The 24,211-nt window shown below is 73.2% G+C and carries 25 protein-coding genes; 21 read left to right on the plus strand and 4 right to left on the minus strand.

Annotation, left to right across the window (positions count from 1 at the left end; genetic code table 11):
• Nucleotides 1-1,800: a hypothetical protein gene (locus AB0G50_RS21385; RefSeq protein WP_360111260.1), complete on the minus strand. Its 1,800-nt coding sequence runs from the start codon at nt 1,798-1,800 to the stop codon at nt 1-3.
• A gap of 98 nt (nt 1,801-1,898) precedes the next feature.
• Between AB0G50_RS21385 and AB0G50_RS21390 the strand changes: the two genes are divergently transcribed.
• Both AB0G50_RS21390 and AB0G50_RS21395 read left to right on the plus strand, forming a co-directional pair.
• The gene (locus AB0G50_RS21390; RefSeq protein WP_360111263.1) at nt 1,899-2,276 is read left to right on the plus strand and encodes a hypothetical protein; all 378 of its coding nucleotides are present in this window, start codon (nt 1,899-1,901) and stop codon (nt 2,274-2,276) included.
• A gap of 33 nt (nt 2,277-2,309) precedes the next feature.
• The gene (locus tag AB0G50_RS21395) at nt 2,310-3,980 is read left to right on the plus strand and encodes an alpha/beta-hydrolase family protein (RefSeq protein ID WP_360111266.1); all 1,671 of its coding nucleotides are present in this window, start codon (nt 2,310-2,312) and stop codon (nt 3,978-3,980) included.
• A 9-nt stretch (nt 3,981-3,989) separates the two neighbouring features.
• Here AB0G50_RS21395 and AB0G50_RS21400 read toward each other — a convergent pair whose 3' ends face one another.
• Nucleotides 3,990-5,000 carry a phosphotransferase family protein gene (locus tag AB0G50_RS21400; protein WP_360111269.1) on the minus strand — a complete coding sequence of 337 codons (1,011 nt, stop codon included), beginning with the start codon at nt 4,998-5,000 and terminating at the stop codon, nt 3,990-3,992.
• A gap of 118 nt (nt 5,001-5,118) precedes the next feature.
• Here AB0G50_RS21400 and AB0G50_RS21405 point away from each other — a divergent pair, with 118 nt between their 5' ends.
• From AB0G50_RS21405 to AB0G50_RS21415, 3 genes are read left to right on the plus strand one after another with little or no spacing between them, the layout of a single operon-like run.
• Nucleotides 5,119-5,976: a branched-chain amino acid ABC transporter permease gene (locus AB0G50_RS21405; RefSeq protein ID WP_360111272.1), complete on the plus strand. Its 858-nt coding sequence runs from the start codon at nt 5,119-5,121 to the stop codon at nt 5,974-5,976.
• Between the two features lie 3 nt (nt 5,977-5,979).
• Nucleotides 5,980-7,779: a branched-chain amino acid ABC transporter ATP-binding protein/permease gene (locus AB0G50_RS21410; protein ID WP_360111275.1), complete on the plus strand. Its 1,800-nt coding sequence runs from the start codon at nt 5,980-5,982 to the stop codon at nt 7,777-7,779.
• Nucleotides 7,776-8,492: an ABC transporter ATP-binding protein gene (locus AB0G50_RS21415; RefSeq protein WP_360111278.1), complete on the plus strand. Its 717-nt coding sequence runs from the start codon at nt 7,776-7,778 to the stop codon at nt 8,490-8,492. The genes AB0G50_RS21410 and AB0G50_RS21415 overlap by 4 nt, the downstream gene beginning before the upstream one ends.
• Nucleotides 8,493-8,533: 41 nt before the next feature.
• On the opposite strand, the gene AB0G50_RS21420 is transcribed toward AB0G50_RS21415, so the two are convergent.
• The gene (locus AB0G50_RS21420; protein ID WP_360111281.1) at nt 8,534-9,118 is read right to left on the minus strand and encodes a TetR/AcrR family transcriptional regulator; all 585 of its coding nucleotides are present in this window, start codon (nt 9,116-9,118) and stop codon (nt 8,534-8,536) included.
• Nucleotides 9,119-9,388: 270 nt separating this feature from the next.
• Here AB0G50_RS21420 and AB0G50_RS21425 point away from each other — a divergent pair, with 270 nt between their 5' ends.
• From AB0G50_RS21425 to AB0G50_RS21435, 3 genes are read left to right on the plus strand one after another with little or no spacing between them, the layout of a single operon-like run.
• Complete coding sequence (locus AB0G50_RS21425) at nt 9,389-10,609, plus strand: ABC transporter substrate-binding protein (RefSeq protein WP_360111284.1); 1,221 nt, start codon at nt 9,389-9,391, stop codon at nt 10,607-10,609.
• Nucleotides 10,606-11,469, plus strand: coding sequence for an SDR family oxidoreductase (locus tag AB0G50_RS21430; protein WP_360111287.1), 864 nt, complete (start codon nt 10,606-10,608; stop codon nt 11,467-11,469). The genes AB0G50_RS21425 and AB0G50_RS21430 overlap by 4 nt, the downstream gene beginning before the upstream one ends.
• Nucleotides 11,466-12,218 (plus strand): TIM barrel protein, encoded by a 753-nt coding sequence (locus AB0G50_RS21435; protein WP_360111290.1) that lies wholly within the window; start codon nt 11,466-11,468, stop codon nt 12,216-12,218. Before AB0G50_RS21430 ends, AB0G50_RS21435 begins: the two co-directional genes overlap by 4 nt.
• Before the next feature lie 16 nt (nt 12,219-12,234).
• On the opposite strand, the gene AB0G50_RS21440 is transcribed toward AB0G50_RS21435, so the two are convergent.
• Complete coding sequence (locus tag AB0G50_RS21440; RefSeq protein WP_360111292.1) at nt 12,235-12,984, minus strand: enoyl-CoA hydratase-related protein; 750 nt, start codon at nt 12,982-12,984, stop codon at nt 12,235-12,237.
• A gap of 98 nt (nt 12,985-13,082) precedes the next feature.
• On the opposite strand from AB0G50_RS21440, the gene AB0G50_RS21445 reads away from it, so the two are divergent.
• From AB0G50_RS21445 to AB0G50_RS21505, 13 genes are read left to right on the plus strand one after another with little or no spacing between them, the layout of a single operon-like run.
• Nucleotides 13,083-13,934, plus strand: coding sequence for a CoA-transferase (locus AB0G50_RS21445; protein WP_360111295.1), 852 nt, complete (start codon nt 13,083-13,085; stop codon nt 13,932-13,934).
• Complete coding sequence (locus AB0G50_RS21450; RefSeq protein ID WP_360111298.1) at nt 13,931-14,695, plus strand: CoA-transferase; 765 nt, start codon at nt 13,931-13,933, stop codon at nt 14,693-14,695. Before AB0G50_RS21445 ends, AB0G50_RS21450 begins: the two co-directional genes overlap by 4 nt.
• Entirely contained in the window at nt 14,692-15,753 is a 1,062-nt protein-coding gene (locus tag AB0G50_RS21455) for a nitronate monooxygenase (RefSeq protein ID WP_360111301.1), read from the plus strand. The genes AB0G50_RS21450 and AB0G50_RS21455 overlap by 4 nt, the downstream gene beginning before the upstream one ends.
• Entirely contained in the window at nt 15,753-16,628 is an 876-nt protein-coding gene (locus AB0G50_RS21460; protein ID WP_360111304.1) for an SDR family NAD(P)-dependent oxidoreductase, read from the plus strand. Before AB0G50_RS21455 ends, AB0G50_RS21460 begins: the two co-directional genes overlap by 1 nt.
• A complete protein-coding gene (locus tag AB0G50_RS21465) occupies nt 16,621-17,397 on the plus strand; it encodes an SDR family oxidoreductase (RefSeq protein ID WP_360111307.1) in 777 nt (258 codons plus the stop codon). The genes AB0G50_RS21460 and AB0G50_RS21465 overlap by 8 nt, the downstream gene beginning before the upstream one ends.
• A 10-nt stretch (nt 17,398-17,407) precedes the next feature.
• Nucleotides 17,408-17,860 (plus strand): MaoC family dehydratase N-terminal domain-containing protein, encoded by a 453-nt coding sequence (locus tag AB0G50_RS21470; protein WP_360111310.1) that lies wholly within the window; start codon nt 17,408-17,410, stop codon nt 17,858-17,860.
• On the plus strand, nt 17,857-18,276 hold the full coding sequence (locus tag AB0G50_RS21475; protein WP_360111313.1) for a MaoC/PaaZ C-terminal domain-containing protein: 420 nt from the start codon (nt 17,857-17,859) through the stop codon (nt 18,274-18,276). Before AB0G50_RS21470 ends, AB0G50_RS21475 begins: the two co-directional genes overlap by 4 nt.
• A complete protein-coding gene (locus tag AB0G50_RS21480) occupies nt 18,266-19,036 on the plus strand; it encodes an enoyl-CoA hydratase family protein (RefSeq protein ID WP_360111316.1) in 771 nt (256 codons plus the stop codon). The genes AB0G50_RS21475 and AB0G50_RS21480 overlap by 11 nt, the downstream gene beginning before the upstream one ends.
• Nucleotides 19,033-19,950 carry an NADPH:quinone oxidoreductase family protein gene (locus tag AB0G50_RS21485; protein WP_360111319.1) on the plus strand — a complete coding sequence of 306 codons (918 nt, stop codon included), beginning with the start codon at nt 19,033-19,035 and terminating at the stop codon, nt 19,948-19,950. The genes AB0G50_RS21480 and AB0G50_RS21485 overlap by 4 nt, the downstream gene beginning before the upstream one ends.
• Nucleotide 19,951: 1 nt before the next feature.
• On the plus strand, nt 19,952-21,151 hold the full coding sequence (locus tag AB0G50_RS21490; RefSeq protein ID WP_360111322.1) for an acyl-CoA dehydrogenase family protein: 1,200 nt from the start codon (nt 19,952-19,954) through the stop codon (nt 21,149-21,151).
• Between the two features lie 4 nt (nt 21,152-21,155).
• On the plus strand, nt 21,156-22,280 hold the full coding sequence (locus tag AB0G50_RS21495) for an acyl-CoA dehydrogenase family protein (RefSeq protein WP_360111325.1): 1,125 nt from the start codon (nt 21,156-21,158) through the stop codon (nt 22,278-22,280).
• A gap of 3 nt (nt 22,281-22,283) precedes the next feature.
• A complete protein-coding gene (locus AB0G50_RS21500; RefSeq protein WP_360111328.1) occupies nt 22,284-23,228 on the plus strand; it encodes an acyl-CoA dehydrogenase in 945 nt (314 codons plus the stop codon).
• Between the two features lie 13 nt (nt 23,229-23,241).
• The gene (locus AB0G50_RS21505; protein WP_360111331.1) at nt 23,242-24,069 is read left to right on the plus strand and encodes an enoyl-CoA hydratase; all 828 of its coding nucleotides are present in this window, start codon (nt 23,242-23,244) and stop codon (nt 24,067-24,069) included.
• Nucleotides 24,070-24,211 lie beyond the last annotated feature (142 nt).

Below are 24,211 nucleotides of genomic sequence, written 5' to 3' on the forward strand. Positions count from 1 at the left end.
TCAGGTCGAGGCGAAGTACGCGGTGGTGACGGACATCGTCGTCGGAGGCGGGAACACCGGGTTGTCCGCGCCGAGGTCGCCGACCAGGACCGTCCACACCGGACCCGAGCGGTCGACCGCGGTGTCGGAGTCGGCGAGCACGAACTCGGTGGGCCCGGTGCAGCTGTAGGCGCCGGCGTAGCCGTCCGCGCGGCCCGGCCACGCGCCGCCGTTGCGGAGCCGGCAGCGGGAGCCGTCCGACAGCTCCAGGGCCCAGGGCCGGGGGGCGTCGGGTTGTGCGGTGCGGGGGAGGGGTTTGTCGGCGGTGTAGGAGAGGAGCTTCTTCTCCCACGGGTTCGTGCCGCACAGCAGCCCCCGGCGGTCCGGTGCGATCCAGCAGACGTCCGCGCCCGCCGCCGTCGCGCCGCACGAGACGATGTCCGGGGTCACCGCCGCCGAGGACGGGAAGCAGTTGTCCAGCGGTGCCGAGGACCTGGGCCCGGCGGTGTAGCCGGCCGCGGGCTGCCCGGCGCGGGCCGCCACCACGTTCACCACCGTCGTCGGGACGCCGGTGCGGGCCACCTTCACGGTGAACTTGTCGACGCCCAGCGCCGTGGCGAGGATGCCCATCAGGTTGCCGGCCAGCAGGGACACCGCGCTGCCCAACAACGTCAGCACGATCTCCAACGGCACCAGGGCCGCGCCGGTGAGCGCCTCGCCGATCTTGCCCGCGCACGAGAACACCGCGCGGATCATCGCCGCCACGGCCTCCTCGTCCGGTTTCGCGGTCGCGGCGCCGAACGCGTCGGCCACGCACCCGACCGTCTCGGCGGTGCGCAGCAACCCCTTGCTGTCCACGCCGAACGTCTTGAGCACCAGGTCGACTCCCAGCAGCAGCACCATGCCGAGCAGCGCGATCGGGTGGTCGTCACCGGTCACCTCGGCCGGCAGCGCGGTGAGCGGGAACCGGTAGGACAGCGAGGTTCCGGGCGGCAGCAGGCTTTCCTGGTCCGGCCGGCCGGTCAGCGTCTGGAACAACGCGATCGTGACGCCCTTGGACACGTCGGTCGTGGTGGGCCGCACCAGCGTCGCGCCCGGCTTCGGCGTGGTCTGCCAGGCGAGCGGGGTGTTCGAGGTCAACGTCAGCACCAGGTCGTCGCCGTCCACCGCCACGCACGGCCACACGGTCGGCGACGCGCCCTCCGCCGCGTCGACGCCGCTCACCGCGATGGTCGACCCGTCGGGCGCCGCGACGTCCTTCCCGGCGCAGTCCGGGCGCGGCGTGGTGATGCCGAGCGCCTGGGTCGTCGTCCGGCCGATCACGTCCACGAACTTCGACAACGGCGCGAACGCGGCCCAGAAATCGCTCAGGTGCCGCACCTGTGCCGTCACGGTCCGGTCCGCCGCCGAGTACGTGGCCGGCACCAGCACGGTGTCGGTCGCGCCGGACGGCCGCGTCACCAGCACGCCGGCCGTGTCCCCGCCGGGGAAATCGGGCAGCGGCATGGTGATCGTGAGCGGCGCGGCGGGTTGCGCGCCACCGAGGTCCAACGCGATCCCGTCGCCGACCGCGGTCGCGAAGTCGAGCGCCGACCCGCTCGCCGCGCCGGGTTTGCCGGCGCTGAGCCGCGTGCCCACCGGTGCGACCCCGGCCGGTCCGCGCACGGTGATCCCCTCGTACTCCAGTACCACCCCGTTCGGGCCGACCACCGCCGACGCCTCCGCGCCGCCGCCCGAACCCCCGAACCGCCACACCGCCACGACTCCGGCCGCCACCAGGACGACCACGACCACCAGGACCACCCACCACCGCGTGCGCACACCTCCACATCCCCCGGCCGGTCCCGGACGTTTCACCCGGACGGCACCACGGCGGGCGTGCGCCCCGGCGGCGTCACCCCGGACGGCACACTGTGATCATGTCGTCGCTGCGCCGGGTGTGGGTGATCGGCTTCTCGATCGGCGCGGTGACCCACACCGCCGACCTGATCCGCGGCGGCCTCGACGTGTACGCGACCTACGCGCCGTGGTGGTTGCAGGTGTTCTTCGTGTCGTTGACCGCGATCGACCCGCTGGTGGCGCTGCTCGTGGCGGTCCGCAGGCCGGTCGGCGTGTGGCTCGGCCTCGCGGTGGTGCTGGTGGACGTGCCGGCGAACTGGGTGCTGTCCTGGCCGGTCGACCCGTGGTGGCGCCTCGTGCCGCTGACCGCGTTCGGCCTGGTGGTCCTGGTCGGCGCGCGGAACCTGGCCCGACACCTCTCACCGGTTCAGGTGACGTCCGGGAGGAGCCCGGGATGACGCCCTGCCGGTGCCGGCGGTCCGACCTACCGTGTGGGTCATCCGCCGACCGAGGAGGCCGTCACGTCCGCCGTCCAGTGGGCCCGCCGGATCGGCGCGGCCCTGCTCCGGTACCGGCGCGGTGCCGACACCGTCGGCCTGGTGTTCGCGCTGGTGTTCTTCGGCTGGTCGACGACACCCTCTCTGCTGCCCCGCGCGTGGTACCTCCAGGGCGTCGCCACCGGGATCTGCACGGTCACCGGCTACCTGCTCGGGGTGGCCTGCTCCCGGCTGGTCCGCAGGCTCGGGTTCCACCCGGAGTGGTCGGCGCTCGCGCGGTACCGGGGGAACGTGCTGCTGGGGTTCCTCGCCGCGGTGTGGGTGCCTGCCTCGTTGATCCTCGGCGCGCGGTGGCAGGAGCAGGTGCGCGAACTGGTCGGCGTCGAGACCGACGCCCGCTCCTACTACGTCCTCGTGCTGGTGGTCGCGGTCCTGGTGGCGGTGGCGTTGCGCGCCGCGGGGAACCTGCTGGTCGTGGCGTCCCGGAGGGTGGCGGGGTTCTGCGGCCGGTACGTGTCCGCCCGGGTCGCGCGGCTGGTGGCCGTCGTGGTGGTGGCGGTGGCCGCGGTGCTGCTGGTGGACGGTGGTCTCGTCGGCGGGTTCCTGGCCGCGGTCAACGCCTTCGCCGCGGTGTCGGACCGGGGCGACTTCCCCGGCGTGGTCCGGCCCGTCGCCGCCGAGCGCACGGGCTCGCCGGCGTCGCCGGTCGGCTGGGAGTCGCTGGGCAAGGAGGGGCGGTCGTTCGTCGCGGGCGGACCCACCGCCGCCGACATCGCCGCGTTCACCGGTCGCTCCGCGCTCACCCCGATCCGCGCGTACGGCGGCCTGTCGTCCGCCTCGTCGCTGAAGGACGTCGCCGCGCTGGTCGTCGCGGAACTCGACCGCACGGGCGCGTTCGACCGGGCCGTGCTGGCCGTGGCGACGACCACCGGCACCGGCTGGGTCGACCCGGGCATCGCCGAGTCGCTGGAGTACGTCAACGGCGGCGACACGGCCATCGCCGCGCTCCAGTACTCGTACCTGCCGAGCTGGGCGGCGTTCGTGGTGGACCGGGCCGCGCCGCGGGACGCGGGCAAGGAGCTGTTCGACCAGGTCTACGCGGCGTGGCAACGACATCCGGTCGCGCGGAGGCCCCGGTTGGTCGCGTTCGGCGAGAGCCTCGGCGCCTTCGGGGGCCAGGCGGCGTTCAGCGGTCCGCAGGACATGACCGCCCGCACGTCCGGCGCGCTGTGGGTAGGCACCCCGAACTCGACGGAGGTGTGGCGCGACCTGGTGGCCGACCGCGAACCCGGCTCGCCGGAACGCCTGCCGCTCACCGGTGACGACGTGCGCTTCGCCCAGGGCGCGAACGACCTCACGGCGCCCGCGAGGGTCGTCTACCTGCAACACGCCACGGATCCGGTCGTCTGGTGGTCGCCCCGACTCCTGACCCGTCGCCCGGACTGGCTGGCCGAACCGCGGGGCCCCGACGTGAGCCCGCAGATGACCTGGCTCCCGGCCGTCACGTTCTGGCAGCTGACCATGGACATGGTCTTCTCGAGCTCGGTCCCGCCGGGGCACGGCCACCACTACGGCCCGGGCGAGGCGGCACAGGCGTGGGTGACGATCCTGTCCCCGCCCGACTGGACGGCCGCCGACACCGAGCGGTACGCGGCGACCCGCTGACCGCGGGTGTCAGCGCAACGCCGACGCCTCGCGCCACGCCCGGTCGGCCAGGCGCTCGGCCTGGGCGGCGAAGGAGTCGGGGGAGCGGTCGGTGGCGCCGAGGTCGCCGGACTTCACGCGGGTGTACACGTTCTCCACGATGCACGCGGTCTTCCACCAGTTGAACGCCACGTGGTACTCGACGCCGGCCACCGACGCGCCCGAGCGGGCGTACCGCTCGAGCAACTCCGACCGCGTGGCGAATCCCGGCACGACCGTGGGCGGCGTGTGCAGGGCCGTGTCGGTGTCGCCGGGCTCGGCCCAGTAGACGAGGAGTTGGCCCAGGTCCGCCAGCGGGTCGCCGACGGTGGTCAGCTCCCAGTCCAGCACGCCGCGCACCTCGCCCTCCGGGGTCAGCACGCAGTTGTCCAGGCGGTAGTCGCCGTGCACGATCGCGGTCCGCAGCTGCGGCGGCACGTGGCGCACCAGGACGTCGTGGGCGCGCTCCAACGCCGGCAGCGGCCGGATCGACGTCCGGCGCCAGTTGCCGAACCACCGGGCCAGCTGCCGGGACAGGTGATCCTTCCGCGACACCAGGCCGCCCAGGCCCACGCGCTCGGGGTCGACGGCGTGCAGCGCCGCCAGGGTGTCCACGAGGGACGGTCCGATCGACGCGACCGCGGCCGGCACGTCCGACGGCTCGCGCACGACCAGCCCGTCCAGGAACTCCAGCACCGCGAACGGCGCGTCGAGCACCGAGGTGTCCTCGCAGGTCGCCAGCACGGCCGGCACCGGCACCGCGCCCGCGAGCCCGGACAGCAGGCGGGCTTCGCGCAGCACGTCGTGCGCGTTGCCCGGGTGCGCGCCGAGCGGCGGCCGGCGGACCACCGCGCGGCCGGACGGTCCGCTCACCAGGTAGGTGAGGTTCGAGCGGCCGCCGGGGAGCCGGTCGTAGCGCAGCGGGGAGCCCAGGGAGGGCACCGCGTCGCGCAACCACCCGGTCAGGAGATCGGACAACCCGGGCTGGTGTCGTGCGCTCATCTGTGCTCCAGTCGGGGGATCGCGGATCGGACAAAAGTTCGCGTTTGGAGGGTACCAAGCGCTTGCTTGGTGGGCTACAGTGCTCGAACCGCGAGGTCACCAATGAAGGTGGTGTTCGATGACAGCGATCTGGTCCGGTCTGTCGATCGGAGCGGTGTACGCCCTGGTGGGGCTCGGCTACAACGTCGTGTTCATCGCGTACACCACGTTCAACTTCGCCCACGCGCAGCTGATGATGTTCGCGATCTTCGTGACCTACTGGGGTCTCGTCGTCGCGGACCTGCCCGTGGTGCTCATCCTGCTGATCTGCGCGGTCGGCGTCGGCCTGATCGCGCTGCTGGAGGAGTTCGTCGCCATCCGGCCGGTGACCGGGATGCACGCGCACCTGGTCACCACGCTCGGCATGGCGACCCTGCTCGACGGCGTCACCCGGCTGATCTGGGGCGACAACGTGCTCCAGGTGCCCTCGCCGTTCCCCGACACGACGCTCACCCTGCTCGGCGGGCGGGTCAGCGTCGTGGAGATCGCGCTGGTGGTCGGCGTCGTGCTGGTGACCGCCGCGATCATCGTCTACAGCCGCCGGTCGTTGACCGGGCTCGCGCTGCTCGCGATGGCCGAGGACCGGGACGCGGCCCGGTTGCGCGGCATCGACGTGCGCAGGCTCGCGCTGGGCGCGTTCGTGTTCAGCGGCGTGCTGGCCGGGCTGGTCGGACCGCTGGTGGGGCCCAAGACGTTCGCGGTGGCCACGCTCGGCGCGGCGCTCGCCTTGAAGGGCTTCGTGGTCGTCGCCATCGGCGGGTTCGGCAGCTTCCCCGGCGTGCTGGTCGGCGGGTTCGCGGTCGGCCTGGTCGAGTCGCTGGCCGGTCGCTGGCTCGGCAGCCAGTTCCCGACCATCGCGGTGTTCGCGGTGCTCGTCCTGATCCTGCTGCTGAAGCCGACCGGGCTGTTCGGGACCGTTCGGGAAAGGGTGGTCTGAACCGTGTCGCTCGATCGGATCGTGCCCGCGCTGCGGCGGGTGCCGAGCTGGGTGCTGCCCCTGGTGCTCGGCGTCCTGCTGATCACCGCGCCCTGGCTCGGGATCAGCGCGGACAGCAGGCGACTGCTGCTGCTCACCTGCGTGATGGCGTTGATCGCCAGCGGCCTCAACCTGAGCTTCGGCTACACCGGCGAACTCGCGCTCGGCCAGGCCGCCATGTACGCGACGGGCGCCTACCTCACCGGCTACCTCGCGATGAACTGGGTCAACGACCTGGCGCTGCTGGTGGTGATCGCGGCCGCGGCGGCGCTGGTGGTCGGGCTGGTGTCAGGCGTGCCCGGACTGCGGCTCGGCGGCTGGTCGCTCGCCATGACGTCGTTCTTCCTGGTGCTGCTGGTGCCGCAGTTCCTCGACCTGCTGGAGCACTACACCGGCGGCGCGGTCGGCATGGTCGGCATCCCGGCGCCGCGGCTGTTCGGCTCGAAGCTGTCCACCGTGGGCTTCTACGTGGTCGTCGCGGTGATCACCGTCGCCTGGTTCGCGGTGCTGCGCAACCTCGTCACCTCGCGGCACGGCGTGGCGTTCCAGGTGCTGCGGCAGAGCCCGGTGCTGGCCTCCTCGCTGGGCATCCCGGTGTACCGGATGAAGCTCACCGCCTACGCGGTCGGCGCGGTGCCGGCGGGGATCGCGGGCGCGCTGTTCGCCTACGTGGACAAGTACCTGTCGCCGCACTCGTTCGGCTTCACGATGGCCGTCACGGTGCTGGCGGCGAGCATCCTGGGCGGCGCGAAGAGCGTCTACGGCGCGTTCCTCGGCGCGCTGGTGATGCAGTACGGGCCGTTGCGGTCCACCGACTTCGAGGAGTTCGCCCAGGTCTTCTACGGCGTCTTCCTGATCATCGCGGGCACCCTGGTCGCCAACGGGCTCGCGGGTATCGCGAAGTCGTTGCTGCGCAAGGTGTCCCGGCGTCGCGGCTGGGACGTGTCCACCCCGGTCCCGGACGACGTGGGCGCCGTGCCGCCGCTGGAGGGCGCCCGGCTGGAGGTCGTCGGCGTCGGCAAGAGCTTCGGCGGCAACCGGGCGCTCGCGGACGTGACACTGACCGCCGAACCCGGCGAGATCACCGCCCTGATCGGGCCGAACGGCTCGGGCAAGACCACGCTGCTCAACATGATCTGCGGCTACTACCGCACCGACGCGGGCGTGATCCGGGTCGGCGGTCGGGACGTCACCGGCAGCCCGACCCACCACGTGGCCCGCACCGGTGTCGCCCGCACCTTCCAAACCCCGCTCGTGCCGGAGGACGTCACGGTCCGCGAGGCCGTCGCCGCCGGCGCGTACACCACCCGGTACGTGGGCATGCCGTCGTCCGTCCTGCGCCTGCCGCGCTACCGGAAGGCGCGCCGCGAGGTGGACGAGGAGGTGGACGCGGTGCTCGCGCTCACCGGCCTCGGGCACTGCGCGGACGCCGAGGCCGCCGCGCTGCCGCTGGGCACCCGGCGGATGCTCGAGGTGGCGCGGGCGCTGGTGTCCCGGCCCGCGGTGCTGCTGCTGGACGAGGTCGCGTCCGGGTTGGACGAGGACGAGATCGCCCGGCTGGCCGACCTCGTGCGGTCCATCCGGGACGCGGGCGCGGCGGTGATCCTGGTGGAGCACAACTTCCGGCTCGTGCTGGACCTGGCGGACACCATCCGGGTGCTCGCGCAGGGCGAGCTGATCGCGAGCGGGCCGCCCGCGGAGATCGAACGCCATCCGCGGGTGCTGGCCGAGTACCTGGGCGTGCGCGAGGAGGTGCAGCGGTGACCGCGTTGCTGGAGGTGCGTGGCCTGGCGACCGGCTACGGCGACATCCGGGCGGTGTGGGACGTGTCGCTCGAGGTGCTGCCGGGCAAGCTGACCGTCCTGCTCGGGCGCAACGGCGCGGGCAAGACCACGACGTTGCGCGCCATCGCGGGCTTGAACAAGGCGGACGCCGGCGTGGTCCGGTTCCGCGGCGAGGACGTGACCGGCGTGCGGGCGCACCGCCGGGTCGCGGCCGGAATCGCGTTCGTGCAGGAGGGCAAGCGGATCTTCCGGCGGCGCACGATCGAGGAGAACCTGCTGCTCGGCGGGTACGTCCGGGGCCTGGGCAAGCGGAAGCTGACCGCCGAGCTCGAGCCGATCTACGCGCTGTTCCCGGTGCTCGCGCAGCGCCGGGACGCGGTGGCGGGCGCGCTGTCGGGTGGTCAGCAGCAGATGCTCGCGATCGGCCAGGCGCTGATGTCCTCGCCCTCGCTGCTGATGCTGGACGAGCCGTCCGGCGGCCTCGCGCCCGCGATCGTGGCCGAGGTGATGGACACGGTGGCGGGTCTGAAGCAGACCGGCATCGGGGTGCTGCTGGTCGAACAGGCCGCCGCGTCCGTGCTGCCGCACGCGGACCGCGTGGTGGTGCTCGACGTGGGCCGCGTGGTGCTCGACCGGCCGGCGTCCGAGGTGGACGGTCCGGAGGCGATCGCGGAGGCCTACTTCGGGCGGTGAGCCGACGGTGGCCGGGTCCGCCGCGGACCCGGCCCGCGGGCTCAGCGCGGCACGATGCCGTCCAGGAAGGTGGAGCAGAAGTCGTCGGCGAACTTCGACATCGGGTACTCGTCGGTCGGCTTGAACCAGCGGACCGAGAGCCACAGGGCGTCGCGCAGCATCCGGTAGAGCACGCGGGCCGGGATGTCGGAGCGGAACTCGCCGTGGGCGGCGCCCTCGTCCAGCACGGTGATCCAGGTCTTCTGGATGGTGTTCGCGACGACCTTGATGTGGTCGTAGCCCTCCAGCGACGTCAGGTAGCTGCCGCTGTTCTGGTAGATCTCCGTCGCGTGCGGGTGGGCCTCGATGACCGCCAGCGAGCCCCGCACCAGCTCGGCCACCTTCGCGCGCGGCGCGGTGTCGCTCGCGGTGATCTCCGCGTAGTGCGACGCCAGGTCGTCCAGGTACGAGGTGATGATCGCGCCGACCATCTCGTCCTTGGACTTGAAGTGGTGGTAGAGGCTGCCCGACAGGATGCCGACGGAGTCCGCGATCTCGCGCACCGTGGTGGCCACGATCCCCTTGGCGGCGAACAGGTCGGCCGCGTGTTCCAGGATGGCCGTCCTTCGGTCCTGCGACCCTGGCATCTCGTGTCCCCCTTCGGTGGGCCGCGCGCGCGACCGCCAATCAAGCGCTTGTTTTACCACATCGGGCGAACCCGGCGCAGGTCGGGGACGATCGGGCCGGGAGTCCGGCAGTCGCACATGGTGTCACGTCCGGCGCGGTGCGTGAACCCGTTCCGACCCGGATGTCCCGACTGTCCACTCAGGTCTTGACCGGGGCGGCAACGGGCTTCTACGGTGCCAACCAAGCGCTTGCTACACCGTGGTGGCAGGCAGGTGGAAGGAGGCCAGTCCGTGGCAAGGAGACTGGGAGCGTGCCTCGTGGTGGCCGTCGCGCTTGCCGCGACCGCCTGCGCGCCGGACACCGGGGAACAGGCGTCCACCTCGGAGGACACCGGCTCGCCCTACCGGATCGTCCAGCTCGTCGGCCAGAACCAGGCGGGCCCCGCGGCGATCAACGCGCAGGCCGCCGCCCAGGCCGCCAAGGCCGCCGTGGCCGTGCTCAACGCCAACGGCGGCATCCTCGGCCACCGGGTCGAGCTCGAGATCATCGACAGCGGCGGCGACCCGACCACCGCCGTCACCAAGCTCCAGGCACGCCTCAACAGCGGCCAGAAGCCGAACATGGTGCTGCCGGGCAACACCAGCGCCGAGGCGCTGCCGATGGCGCCGGTCATCACCGAGGCCGGGATCTTCTCGGTCCAGCAGGGTTCGGCCAACGCGCTCGACGACCCGGCCAAGTTCCCGTTCCTGTTCAAAACCCCGCCGATCCCGGCCACGTTCGCCCAGGGCCTGCTGGCGCAGGTGAAGAAGGTCGGCGCGGGCAAGGTCGCCATGATCGCGGGCAAGGACGCGTTCGCCCAGGCGACCGTCGCCGCGACCAAGGAGGCGCTGGCCGCGGCCGGCGTCACGCTCACCGGCGAGGAGACCTACGCCGCCGAGGACCTCGACATGACCGCCCAGCTGGAGCGGCTGCGGTCGGGCAACCCGGACCTGGTCTTCATGCAGGGCGCGGGCGCGTCGGTCGGCTACGTGCTCCAGAGCCGGGTCAAGATCGGCTGGACGGACGTCCCGCTCGTCGCGGACTCCACCTCGGCGGTCACCTCGCTGCTGACCAAGGGCGCGCCGGACGGCCTCGTCGGCACCGACGCCACGAAGAACGTCTTCGTGCAGGTGCTCGCGGCGGCCGTGGGCACGACGGGCGGCCCGAACCCGGACGCGCTGAACGACATGCTGGCGGCGCTGAAGAAGGAGGGCACGATCACGCTGCCGCTCAACGCCTACTTCGCCTACGACAGCGTCATGCTGGCCGCGAAGGCCGCCGAGGAGACCAAGACGATCACCGACGCCAAGGTCCAGTCGGAGTGGCTCGAGAAGCTCACCCCGTCGACCAAGGGCCGGTGGGCGCTCGCGAACTACACCTTCACCACGAAGTCGCACGGCCCGGCGGTGGACCCGGCCACGGTGGCGGTCGTCCCGGCCTCGGTGCTGAGCGACGGCCGGTACGCCGGATGACCCCAACCGGGGCGCAGCACACCGCGTTGGCCGGTCGCGCGGTCGTCGTCACGGGCGCGGGCGGAGGGCTCGGCGAGTCCTACGCCCGCGCCGTGGTGGCGCACGGCGGCTCGGTGGTCGTGAACGACGTGGACGCCGACCGGGCCGCCTCCGTGGCCCGGTCGCTCGGCGTCCGGGCCGTGGCGCACCCGGCCGACATCTCCGACTGGGCCGCGGCGGGCGCGCTGGTCGAGCGGTGCGTGACCGAGTTCGGCGCGATCGACGGGCTGGTCAACAACGCCGGCGTGCTCGCGCTGTCCTGGCCGCACGAGCAGTCCGAGGCCGACGCCCGCCGACTGGTCGACGTGAACCTGTTCGGCGCCATCGCCTGCGGCACGCACGCGTTGCGGCACATGGTCGCGCGCGGCCGGGGCGCGGTGGTCAACGTGACGTCGGGCGAGCAGGCGGGCAACTCCGCGTCCGCCGTCTACGGCGCGACGAAGGCCGCGGTGGCCGCGCTGACCGCCTCCTGGGCGCAGGACGTGGCGGCGCACGGCGTGCGGGTCAACGCGGTGTCGCCCAACGCGCAGACCGCGATGGCCGAGGTGAACGCGGCGTTCCGGGGCACCGACACCCGCAACGACGGCCTGACGCCCGAGGTGAACGCGCCGCTCGTGGTCTACCTGCTGTCCGACCGCGCGCACGTGACCGGCCAGGTGCTCCGGCTGCACGGCGACGAGCTGATGCTGATGTCCCGGCCGGCGGTGTTGGAACCGGTCGCGCGCTGTCCGGAGTGGACGGTCGCGTCCGTGGAGGACGCGGTGGACGGCCCGTTGCGGTCGGTGCGCCAACCGTTCGGGCTGCGCCGGGTGCCCTCGTGATCATCAGCGTGCACGGCATCGCGGCGGCGTCCTGGGACCTGGCCGACGAACTCGCGCTGTACCCGGAGACGGGCGCGGACGCGTTCGGCCTGGCCGCCGCCAAGGTCGCGGGTGGACTGCCCGAGGCACCGCTGCCGCCGGCCTACCTGGTGCACCCGTTCACCGCGGACCCGACCGACGACGCCGGCTGGGACGCGCAGTGCGCGGCGCTGGTCGACGCGATCGACCTCGGTCCGCCGCTGGTCTACGTGACGTCCGGACCGTCCGGCGCGCTGCGCTGGGAGGAGGCCGCCGACCGGTTCGTCGAGCGGCTGACGCCCGTGGTCGCGCACGCCCGCGCGGCCGGCGTCGGACTGGCGATCGAGAACACCCTGTCGGTCCGGTGCGACCTCAGCTTCACCCACTCGGTGCGGGACGCGGCGGCGGTCGCCGACCGGCTCGGCATCGGGTTGTGCGTGGACCTGTACTGCTGCTGGCAGGAGTCCGGGCTGCGCGACACCCTGGCCGCCCACCTCGACCGGATCGCCTTGGTGCAGGTGAGCGATTTCAAGCCGGGCACGCTGACGTTCCCCAACCGCTGGGTGCCCGGTGACGGCGACCTGCCGCTGGACCGACTGCTCGCCGACGTGCTGGCACTGGGCTACGACGGCGTGGTCGACGTCGAGCTGACCGGTCCGGCCATCGACGCGGAGGGCCCGCGGTCGGCGCTGACCCGCGCGGTGGCGTGGACCGCCGCGCGGGTCCGGTGAGTCACGTCCAGGGGAATCAGGCCCAGCGCGGCGGGCGCTTCTCCAGGAACGCCCGCGCGCCCTCGGCCGCGTCCGGTCCGGCCAGCAGTTCGGCGGTCGCCGCCACGTTCGCCGCCCGCTGCGCCCGCGGGTCGGCCGTCACCGAGGCGCGCATCAACCGCTTCGTCGCGGCCACGGCGGCGGGGGAGTGCTCGGCGATCCGGGTGGCCAGCGCGACCGCCGCCGCCAGTTCCTCCCCGGCCGGCACCACCCGGTTGACCAGGCCGAACTCGTGCGCACGACGTGCGGTCAGCGGGTCGGCGGTCAACCCCAGTTCCAGCGCCACGGCCAACGGCAGGTGCAGCGGCAGGTCGGTGCCGCCCTCGCTGGCCGCGATGCCCCGGCTCACCTCGGGCAGCCCGAACACCGCGTGCTCGGCCGCCACCCGCAGGTCGCACGCCAGCGCGAGTTCGAACCCGCCCCCCACGGCCGCGCCGTTCACCGCCGCCACCACCGGCTTGGCGTACCCGGACCGCAGCAGGGTCACCGGGCTGAGCGCCGGGTCCGGCATCCCCTCGGTGGCCACCGCGCGCAGGTCCAGGCCCGCGCTGAACGCCCGGTCGCCCGAGCCGGTGATCACCACGGCGCGCGTCGACGGGTCGGCCAGTGCGGCCAGCAGTCCGGTGTGGAGTGCGGTCAACGTGCCGCGGTCCAACGCGTTGCGCACTTCCGGACGGTCCACGGTGAACACCGCGACGGGTCCGAAAGCGGTGGTGAGCAAGGACATTCGTGCCTCCGGTGCGGATCGCTTGACGGCGGGTGCCTACCTGGTACGGTACCCAACCAAGCGCTTGCTACATAGCGCTCGACGGGAGGCGGACACGAATGGCTGACAAGCGGATGACCGAGGCGGAGGTGATCTCCCGCCTCCGTTCGGGCATGACCGTCGGCATCGGCGGCTGGGGTTCCCGGCGCAAGCCGATGTCCCTGGTGCGCGCGCTGCTGCGGTCGGACGTCACCGACCTGACCGTGGTGAGCTACGGCGGACCCGACGTGGGCCTGCTGTGCGCGGCGGGCAAGGTGCGCAAGCTGGTGTTCGGGTTCGTGTCGTTGGACTCCATCGCGCTGGACCCGCACTTCCGCGCCGCGCGCCAGTCCGGCTCGATCGAGGTCGCCGAGTACGACGAGGGAATGCTCCAGTGGGGCCTGTACGCGGCGGCCCTCAAGCTGCCCTTCCTGCCCACCCGGGCCGGGCTCGGCTCGGACGTCATGACCTACAACCCGGGTCTGCGCACGGTGGCCGACCCGTACGGCGGCGACGAACTCGTCGCGATGCCCGCGCTGCGCCTGGACGTCGCGTTGGTCCACATGAACCGCGCGGACGCGGCCGGCAACGCCCAGTTCCTCGGCCCGGACCCGTACTTCGACGACCTGTACTGCCTCGCGGCCGAGCAGGCGTTCGTGTCCTGCGAGAAGGTCGTGCCGACCGCCGAGCTGACCGCGACCGCGCACCCCGCGACGTTGCGGATCAACCGGATGGCGGTGACCGGCGTCGTGGAGGCGCCCGGTGGCGCGCACTTCACCTCGTGCACCCCGGACTACGAGCGCGACGAGGAGTTCCAGCGCGAGTACGTGCGCGCGGCGGGCGACCCGGAGTCGTGGCGCGAGTTCGAACGGCGCTACCTGACCGGCCCGGAGTCCCGGTGGCCGATCCCGAACCTGGAGGTGCCGGCATGACCGGGGACAGCACCGCGACCCGCGCCGAGGTGTGCGTGACCGCCGTCGTGGACGCGTTCCGGGACGACGGCGAGGTGCTCGCCAGCGCGTTCGGCACCATCCCGGCGATCGGGGTCCGACTGGCCAGACACCTCTACGCGCCGGACCTGATGATCTCCGACGGCGAGTCGCGGCTGGTCGGCGGCACGTGGGCGGTCGGCACCCGGCCCGAGGGCGACCTGGAGGCGTGGGTCCCGTTCCGGACGATCTTCGACCTGGTGTGGCACGGCAGCCGGCACGTGATGATGATCCCGAGCCAGCTCGACGTGCACGGCAACATGAACCTCTCCGCGGTCGGCGACTACCACAAACCCAAGGCCCAGCTGCTGGGCGTGCGCGGCGCGCCGGGCAACACGGTGTGCCACCCCACGAGCTACTGGGTGCCGAGGCACTCGACCCGGGTGTTCGTGCCGAAGGTCGACATGGTGTCGGGCGTCGGCCACGACCGGGCGCGCGCGGCGGGTCCCGGCGCGACCCGCTACCACGACCTGCGGGTGGTGGTGACCGACCTGGCCGTGCTCGGGTTCTCCGCGGAGGGCCGCGTGCGGGTGCGGTCGGTGCACCCCGGTGTCACGGTGGACCGGGTGCGGGAGAACACCGGCTTCCCGCTGGACGTGCCCGACGACGTGCCGGAGACCAGGCTGCCCACGGTCGAGGAGACCCGGCTGATCCGGGAGGTGCTCGACCCGAAGGGGCTGCGCGACCGGGAGGTGTCCGGATGAGCGCGTTGCGCACCAAGGCGTGCGACCTGTTCGGGGTGCGGTACCCGATCGTGCAGACCGGCATGGGTTACGTGTCCGACTCGACGCTCACCGCCGCGACCGCCGAGGCGGGTGGGTTGGGCATCCTCTCGGCCGGGCTGCTGAGCTACGAGGAACTCGCCGCCGAGATCGACGCGGTGCGGTCCAAGACCGCCGAGCCGTTCGGCGTGAACGTGCGCGCCGACCAACCGGACGTGCTCAAGCGGATCGACCTGCTGGTCAAGTCCGGGGTGAAGGTCGCGTCGTTCGCCTTGGCGCCCAAGCAGGACGTGATCGCGCGGTGCAAGGACGGCGGACTCGTCGTGGTGTGCTCGATCGGCGCGCGCCGGCACGCGGAGAAGGTCGCCGCGTGGGGCGTGGACGCGGTGATCGTGCAGGGCGGCGAGGGCGGCGGGCACACCGGCGGCGTGCCGACGAGCCTGCTGCTGCCCCAGGTCGTGGACGCGGTGGACATCGCGGTGATCGGCGCGGGCGGCTTCTTCGACGGCCGCGGCCTGGTCGCGGCGCTGGCCTACGGCGCGTCCGGGATCGCGATGGGCACCCGGTTCCTGCTCACCGCCGAATCGCCGGTGGCCAGGCAGGTCAAGGAGTTCTACCTGGCCCGGACGGTCACCGACACGGTGCTGACCACCGAGGTGGACGGCGTGCCGCAGCGGGTCATCCGCACCGGAACGGTGCAGGCGCTGGAGTCCTCCGGCGGGATCAAGCGGCTCACCCGGGCCGCGCGCAACGCGCTGGCGTTCCGCCGGATGGCCGGCACCCCGATCAAGGACATGGTCCGCGAGGGCTTGGCGATGAAGCGCAACCACGGCCTGTCGTGGAGCCAGGTGGTGATGGCCGCCAACGCGCCCATGCTCTACCGCTCGGCCCTGCTCGAGGGCCGCGTGGACGTCGGCGTGATGGCCACCGGCCAGGTCGTCGGCCTGATCGACGACATCCCCACCTGCGCCGAGCTGGTCGACCGGGTGGTGGCGCAGGCGGAACGGGTGCTGCGCCGGTTCGACGGCGAGGAGGACTGATGGGTCACCTGGACGGCCGGGTGGTCGTCGTCACGGGCGCGGGACGCGGCATCGGCCGCGAGCACGCGCTGCTGGCGGCGGCCGAGGGCGCGCGGGTCGTGGTGGACGACAACGGCGTCGACGCCGACGGCACCAACCCCGACCCCGGCGTGGCGCGGGCGGTGGTCGAGGAGATCACCGCTCGCGGCGGGGTCGCGGTCGCGAGCACCGCCGACGCCGCGTCGGTGGCGGGCGCGCGGGAACTGCTCGCGCTGGCGCTGGACGAGTTCGGCGCGGTGCACGGGCTGGTCAACAACGCGGGCGTGCTGCGCGACCGGATGTTCTTCGGGATGTCCGAGGAGGACTGGGACGCCGTGGTGCACGGCCAACTCCGGGCCACCTTCGCGCCGGCCCGGGTGTTCGCCGAGCACTGGCGCGCCGAGTCCAAGGCCGGTCGACCGGCGGCCGCGTCGATGGTGAACGTGACCTCGACGTCGGGCCTGATCGGCGCGGTCGGCCAGACCAACTACGGCGCGGCCAAGGCCGGCATCGCGGCGCTGACGGTGATCCTGGCCCAGGAGCTGAGCCGGATCGGCGTGCGGGTCAACGCGGTCTGCCCGGTCGCCCGCACCCGGATGACCGAACACGTGCCCGGTATCGCGGAGCTGGTGGCCGCGCCCGCCGACCCGGCCGAGTTCGACGTCTACCACCCCGGCAACGTCTCGCCCGTGGTCGCGTGGCTGCTCGCGGAGGGCTGCCCGGCCACCGGCGAGGTCTTCTACGCCAAGGGCGGCGAAATCCGGAAGTTCCGCGGCTGGTCCTACGAGTGGACCGTCGACCACGGCTCCCGCTGGACGGTGGCCGAGCTGGACGAGGAGATGCGTGCCCGTGGCTGAGGACTGGGCGGGACCCGCGCACGGGTTGCTGACCGGCAAGGTCGTCGTGGTCACGGCCGCCGCCGGCACCGGCATCGGCCACGCGACCGCGCGGCGCTGCGTCGAGGAGGGCGCCGCGGTCGTGATCAGCGACCGGCACGAGCGGCGGCTGGCCGAGACGGCGGACGCGATCGCCGAGCTGACCGGCACCCGACCGCTCGCCGTGCCGTGCGACGTCACGGACCAAAGCGCGATCGACAACCTCGTGGACACCGCCGTCGCCGAGCACGGCCGGTTGGACGTGCTGGTCAACAACGCCGGGCTCGGCGGCACGGCCAGCGTCGTGGACATGACCGACGAGCAGTGGGACTCGGTCATCGCCGTCACGCTGACCTCGACGTTCAAGGCGACCCGGGCCGCGCTGCGGCACATGGTGCCCGCCGGCGGCGGCGTGATCGTGAACAACGCCTCGGTGATCGGCTGGCGGGCGCAGGCAGGTCAGGCGCACTACGCGGCGGCCAAGGCGGGCGTGATGGCGCTGACCCGGTGCGCGGCGATGGACGTGGCGCCGCACGGCGTCCGGGTCAACGCGGTGTCGCCGAGCATCGCCATGCACGCCCACCTGGCCAAGGTCACCACCGACGACCTGCTGGCCGAGCTGTCCGCGCGGGAGGCCTTCGGGCGGGCCGCGCGACCGTGGGAGATCGCCAACGTGATCGTGTTCCTGGCCAGCGACTACTCCTCCTACATGACCGGCGAGGTCGTGTCGGTGAGCAGCCAACACCCGTGAGGAGGGCCTGATGGCCAACCCCGACGCCGTCGGGACCGAGGGCGCGCCGTTCCGGATGTCCGTGGAACGCGGCAAGATCCGCGAGTTCGTCCGCGCCACCGGAACCACCGACCTGTCCGAAGTGGACTCGCAGGACCGGCCGTTCGCGCCGCCGACGTTCCTCACCACCACGTTCTTCTGGCAGCCCGAGGCCGCGAACCCCTGGCACACCGTGGAACTGGACCAGCAGCGCGGTCTGCACGCCGAGCAGGAGTACACGTTCTTCGGACCGCCGCCGCGCGCCGGCGACGAGCTGACCTGCCGGTCGCGGATCGGCGAGATCTACACCAAGCGGGGCAAGCGGGGCGGTGAGCTGACCTTCGCCGTGATGTACACCGACTTCCACGACGCGACCGGGCGGCTCGTGGCGCGCGCCAGGATGACCGGCGTGGAGACCGCGCGACCCCCGGCGGAGGGATCATGAGCGTGCCGACGACACCGGGGCCGCGGGTGGTCGGCCCGGTCACCCGCACCGACTTCGTCCGCTACCAGGGCGCCTCCGGTGACCTGAACCCCATCCACCACGACGAGGAGTTCGCCCGCGCGGCCGGGTTCCCCACGCCGTTCTCGGTCGGCATGTGGCAGGCCGGGCTGCTCGGCACCTTCGCCACCGACTGGCTGGGCGCGGCCAACGTGCGGTCGTTCCGGATCCGGTTCCTGGAGCAGGTCTGGCCCGGCGACGAGCTGACCTGCGTCGGCGAGGTGGTCCGCGAGTACGCGGCGGACGGTGAGCCCCGCGTGGACGTCGAGCTGAAGTGCCTGCGGCAGAACGGGAACGCGGCGGTCGTCGCGTGGTCCACGTTCGTCGTCCCGGAGGAGGAGAACCACGATGGCGTCTGAGTCGTTCCCGCCCGACGAGGCGGACATCGTCACCACGACCGTGCACGACGACGGCGTCGCCGAGGTCGTGGTGGACCACCCGCCGGTCAACGCGCTGCCGGTCGCGGGCTGGTTCGCGCTGGCCGCCGCGTTCGACCGGGTCGGCCGGGACGAGCGGGTCCGGGTGGCGGTGCTGCGGGCAGGCGGACGCGGGTTCAACGCGGGCGTCGACATCAAGGAGATGCAGCGCGCCGAGAGCTTCTCCGCGCTGCTGGGCGCGAACCGGGGTTGCCACGCGGCGTTCAAGGCCGTCTACGAGTGCCCGGTGCCGGTGATCGCGGCGGTGCACGGGTTCTGCCTGGGCGGCGGGATCGGGCTCGTCGGCAACTCGGACGTGATCGTGGCCTCGGACGACGCGACGTTCGGGCTGCCCGAGGTGGACCGGGGCGCGCTGGGCGCGGCCACCCACCTGTCCAGACTCGTGCCGCAGCACCGGATGCGCGCCATGGTGTACACCTCGGCCACCGCCACGGCGGCCGAGCTGCACGCCTACGGCTCGGTGCACTCGGTGGTGCCGGCGGCGCGGCTGCGGGACGCGGCGCTCGCGCTGGCCCGGACGATCGCGGCCAAGCACCCGACCGTGATCCGGCTGGCGAAGGCGTCGTTGAACGGCATCGACCCGTGGGACGTCAACCGCAGCTACCGCTACGAGCAGGGCTTCACCTACGAGCTGAACCTGGACGGGGTCGCCGACCGCGTGCGGGACGAGTTCGGCTCGTGAAAGCCCAGCTGTGCAGGGAGTTCGGCGCGCCGCTGAGCTTCGAGGACGTACCGGAACCCGTGCCCGGACCCGACGAGGTGCTGGTGGACGTGCGCGCGGCCGGGGTGAACTTCCCGGACGGGCTGATGGTCGCCGGTACGTACCAGGTCAAGCCCACGCCGCCGTTCAGTCCGGGCAGCGAGGTCGCGGGCGTGGACCGGGCGACCGGCGAGCGGGTGATGGTGTTCTGCGGCACCGGCGGGTACGCCGAGCAGGTCGCTGTGCCCCGGTGGCGGGTGCACCCGATCCCGGACGCCATGCCGTTCACCGAGGCGGCGGCGTTCCCGGTGGTCTACGGCACGTCGTGGCACGGCCTGGTCGACCGGGCGGTCGTGAAGCCCGGCGAACGCCTGCTGGTGCTCGGCGCGTCCGGCGGGGTCGGGCTGACGGCGGTGCAACTCGGCGTGGCGCTGGGCGCGGAGGTGGTCGCGGCGGCGTCCACGCCCGCGAAACGCGCGCTGTGCACGGCTTTCGGCGCGCACCAGGCGCTCGACTACGCCGAGCTCGCGGGCGCGTTCGACGTGGTCTACGACCCGGTCGGCGGCGCGGTCGCGGAGACGGCGGTGCGGCTGCTCGCCTGGGGCGGCCGGTACCTGACCGTCGGGTACGCCTCCGGCACGATCCCGAAGGTCGGGCTGAACCGGGTGCTGCTCAAGGAAGCCGGCGTGCTCGGCGTGCTGTGGGGCGAGTGGGCCCGGCGCAACCCGGCGCACAATGCGGCCAACGTGGCCCGGCTGCTGGAGCTCTACACCGAGGGGCGGCTGCGTCCGCACGTGAGCGCGACGTTCCCGCTCGCGGACGCCGCCGCCGCGCTGGACTCCGTGATGAGCCGGACCGCGGTGGGCAAGGTCGTGCTGACGGTGGGGGAGGACTGACGTGGATCTCGGACCGTCGCCGCGGGCGACCGAACTGCTGGGCGTGCTGCGGGAGTTCCTGCGCGAGCACGTGTACCCGGCCGAGCCGGTGTACGCGGCGCAGCTCGCGCCCGGCAGCCACGTGCTGCCGCCCGTCGTGGAGGAGCTGAAGAGCCGGGCCCGCGCGCTCGGCCTGTGGAACCTGTTCCTGCCGGCCATCTCCGGACTGTCCACTCTGGAGTACGCCTACCTGGCCGAGGAGACCGGCCGGTCGCCCTACCTCGCGCCCGAGGCGCTCAACTGCTCCGCGCCGGACACCGGCAACATGGAGCTGCTGCACCTGTTCGGCACCGACGAGCAGCGGTCGCGGTGGCTGGAGCCGCTGCTGGACGGGGTCACGCGGTCCGGCTTCTCGATGACCGAGCCGGACGTGGCGTCCTCCGACGCGCGCAACATCGCCACCTCGATCGTCCGCGACGGCGACGAGTACGTGGTGAACGGCCGCAAGTGGTGGACCACGGGCGCGGCCGACCCCCGGTGCGCGCTTCTGGTCGTGATGGGTCGCACGAACCCGGACGCGCCCGCGCACCGGCAGCAGTCGATGCTGCTCGTGCCGACGGACACGCCCGGCGTGGAGATCGTCCGGTCGCTGCCGATCTACGGCTACCAGGACCAGCACGGCCACTGCGAGATCCGGTTCACCGACGCGCGGGTGCCGGCGTCGAACCTGCTCGGCGGCGAGGGCGAGGGTTTCGCGATCGCCCAGGCCAGACTCGGCCCCGGCCGGGTGCACCACGCGATGCGCACGCTCGGCATGGCCGAACGCGGGCTGGAGCTGATGGTCCGCCGGGTCACGAGCCGGCACGCGTTCGGCGGGCCGCTGTCCGACCAGGGCGTGGTGCGCACGTGGATCGCGGAATCGCGGATGGAGCTGGAACAGGCCCGGCTGCTGGTGCTCAAGACGGCGTGGCTGATCGACCGGGTCGGCGCGAAGGGCGCGGCGACCGAGATCGCCGCGATCAAGGTGATCGCGCCGAGGGTGGCGCGGGCGGTGCTGGACCGGGCCGTGCAGGCGCACGGCGGGGGTGGCGTCACCGACGACTTCCCGATCGCCCGGATGTGGGCCAGTGCCCGCATCCTCGGCATCGCGGACGGCCCGGACGAGGTGCACATCAGGACGGTGGCGCGGCAGGAGCTGCGCCGGCACGCGGTGACGGGGTGACGGGGTGGACCTGACCTGGAGCGACGCCGAGGAGGCGTTCCGCGCGGAGGCCCGCGAGTGGCTGACGGCGCACGTGCCGGCCGGGCTGCCCTCGGGCGACACCCGCGAGGGCTTCGCCGCGCACGTCGAGTGGGAGCGCGAGCTGCACGCCGCCCGGTGGTCGGTCGTGTCGTGGCCGCGCGAGTACGGCGGGCGCGGCGCGTCGCTGTGGGAGTGGCTGATCTTCGAGGAGGAGTACTACCGGGCCGGGGCGCCCCAGCGGGTGACCCAGAACGGGATCTTCCTGCTCGCGCCGACCCTCTTCGAGTTCGGCACCCGGGAACAGCGGGACCGCTGGCTGCCCAGGATGGCGGCGGCCCAGGACCTGTGGTGCCAGGGCTGGTCCGAACCGGGCGCGGGCAGCGACCTCGCGGGCATCCGCAGCCGGGCCGAGCGGGTCGACGGCGGGTGGCGGCTGTCCGGGCAGAAGACGTGGACCACGCGCGGCGCGTTCTGCACGCACCTGTTCGGGCTGTTCCGGACCGACCCGAGCGCCGAGCGGCACCGCGGGCTCACCTACTTCCTCGTGCCGCTGGACAGCCCGGGCGTGACGGTGCGCGGGTTCGAGCGGCTCGACGGCGACGAGGGTTTCGCCGAGGTGTTCCTCGAGGACGTGCTCGTGCCCGACGACGCGGTGCTCGGCGGGGTGGACCAGGGCTGGTCGGTCGCGATGGCCACGACCGGCTCCGAGCGCGGCCTGACGCTGCGCTCGCCCGGCCGGTTCCTGCACGCCGCCGAACGCCTGCTCGCCGAGGCCCGCCGCCGGGGCGCGCCGGACGCGCTGGTCGAGCGGATCACCGACGTGTGGCTGGGCGCGCAGTCCTACCAGCTGTTCACCCTCGCCCAGGTCACCGACGTCGTGGAGGGCCGCACGCCGGGCGCGCGGTCCAGTCTCAACAAGGTGTTCTGGTCCGAACTGGACATCGCGCTGCACGAGGCGGCGCTGGAGCTGCTCGGACCGGAGGCGCAGCTGGACTCGCCGTGGACGCGCGGCTTCCTGTTCGCGCTGGCCGGACCGATCTACGCGGGCACCAACGAGGTGCAGCGCAACATCGTCGCCGAGCGCGTGCTCGGCCTGCCGAGGAGGTGACCGGTGCGGTTCGCGGCGTCCGAGGAGCAGCGCGACCTGCGTGCCCTGGTGCACGACGTGGTGGCGCGGTCGGCCGACCCGCACGGGTCGTTGGCGCAGGTGGGTGTCTACGGCACGCTCCTCGCCGAGGAGCACGGCGGCCTGGGCCTTGACGAGACGTGCCTGGTCGCGGTGGCGACCGAAACCGGGTGGGGCGCGGTGGCGCTGCCGGTCGTGGAGACGGTGGGCGTCGCGCCCGGCGTGCTCGCGGCCGCCGGGTCGACCGGTGACCTCGCCTCCGGCGCGCTGCTGGTGGGCGTCGGCGACCCGGTCCGGTTCGGCTCCCGGGCGGACCTGGTGCTGCGCGGCGGTTTCGGCGGTGTCGGGTCCATCGAGGTCGTGCGCCCGACGGGCCGGGAACCGGTGGCGGCCGTCGACCCGCGCGCCGACCTGTGCCGGGTCGACGGCGAGGTGCTGGCCGAGGTGCGCGACCCGGACGTGGTCGAGCAGGCCTGGGCGCGCGGGGTGCTCGGCACGGCGGCGCAGCTGACCGGGCTTGCCAGGCGGATGCTGGAGATGACCGTCGAGCACGTCCGCGCCCGCACCCAGTTCGGCGTGCCGGTGGGCAGCTTCCAGGCGGTGAAGCACCACCTGGCGTCCGCGACGATCAAGCTCGAGTTCGCCGAACCGGCCGTGGCGCGGGCCGGGTGGTCGCTGGCCACCGGCGCGCCGGACCGGCGGCGGGACGTGGCGATGGCCAAGGTGCTGGCGTCGGAGGCGGCCACCGCGATGGCCCGCACGGCGATCCAGTGCCACGGCGCCATCGCCTACACCACCGAGTACGACCTGCACCTGTTCGCCAAGCGCGCCTGGGCGCTGGCCGCGGACTGGGGCACCGCCGCGTGGCACCGCGCGGTCGTCGCCGACGAGTTGGGCCTGCCGCGCACCGGCGCGCGCCCGGCCGCCTAGAGAGGAGAACGCCGTGGTGGTCCGCTACGACACGCGCGACGAGGTCGCCGTGGTGACCATGAACCGCCCGGAGTACCGCAACGCGCAGAACTCCGCGATGACCTACGCGCTGGACGAGGCGTTCTACCGGGCCGCCGCCGACGACGCGGTGAAGGTGGTGGTCCTCGCCGGCGCGGGCGACCACTTCTCCGCCGGGCACGACATCGGCACGCCCGGGCGGGACGTGGACACCTCGTTCGACCGGCGGGCCGGGTTGTGGTGGGACCACGTCGGCAAGGAGGGCGTGGACAGCCGGTTCGCCCGCGAGTCCGAGGTGTACCTGGGCATGTGCCGGCGCTGGCGCGAACTGCCCAAGCCGGTGATCGCCATGGTGCAGGGCGCGTGCGTGGCGGGCGGGTTGATGCTGGCGTGGTGCTGCGACCTGATCGTGGCCGCCGACGACGCGTTCTTCGCCGATCCCGTGGTGCGGATGGGCATCCCGGGCGTGGAGTACTTCGCGCACCCGTGGGTGATGGGCCCGCGGTTCGCCAAGGAGTTCCTGTTCACCGGCGACCGGGTGCCCGCGGCCCGCGCGCGGGAACTGGGCATGGTGAACCACGTCGTGCCGCGCGCGGACCTGGAGACCGAGACGTTCGCCCTCGCCGCGCGGATCGCCCGGATGCCCAGGCTGGGGTTGGCGCTGACGAAGAAGGCGGTGAACCAGGCCGAGGACCTGATGGGCCTGCGTGCCGGCATGGACTCGGTGTTCGGCCTGCACCACGCCGCGCACGCGCACAACGCCGAGGTGGGCGCGGACTCGCTGGCCGGGATGACCGCGAGGTCGATGAAGTCGAAGGCCTGACAGCGCACCCCGAATCCCGTCGACCCGGTCCACCGCGGACCGGGTCGACGCGCACGCGCACCAGTTGCCGCGCGCCCCCGGCGAACCCGACACCCGGCGTTCGAGTGAGGACTGTGTCGCCGGTCAACCACGAACGGCAGCG

It is taken from the genome of Actinosynnema sp. NPDC020468 (assembly GCF_040642015.1).
Lineage (GTDB): Bacteria > Actinomycetota > Actinomycetes > Mycobacteriales > Pseudonocardiaceae > Actinosynnema.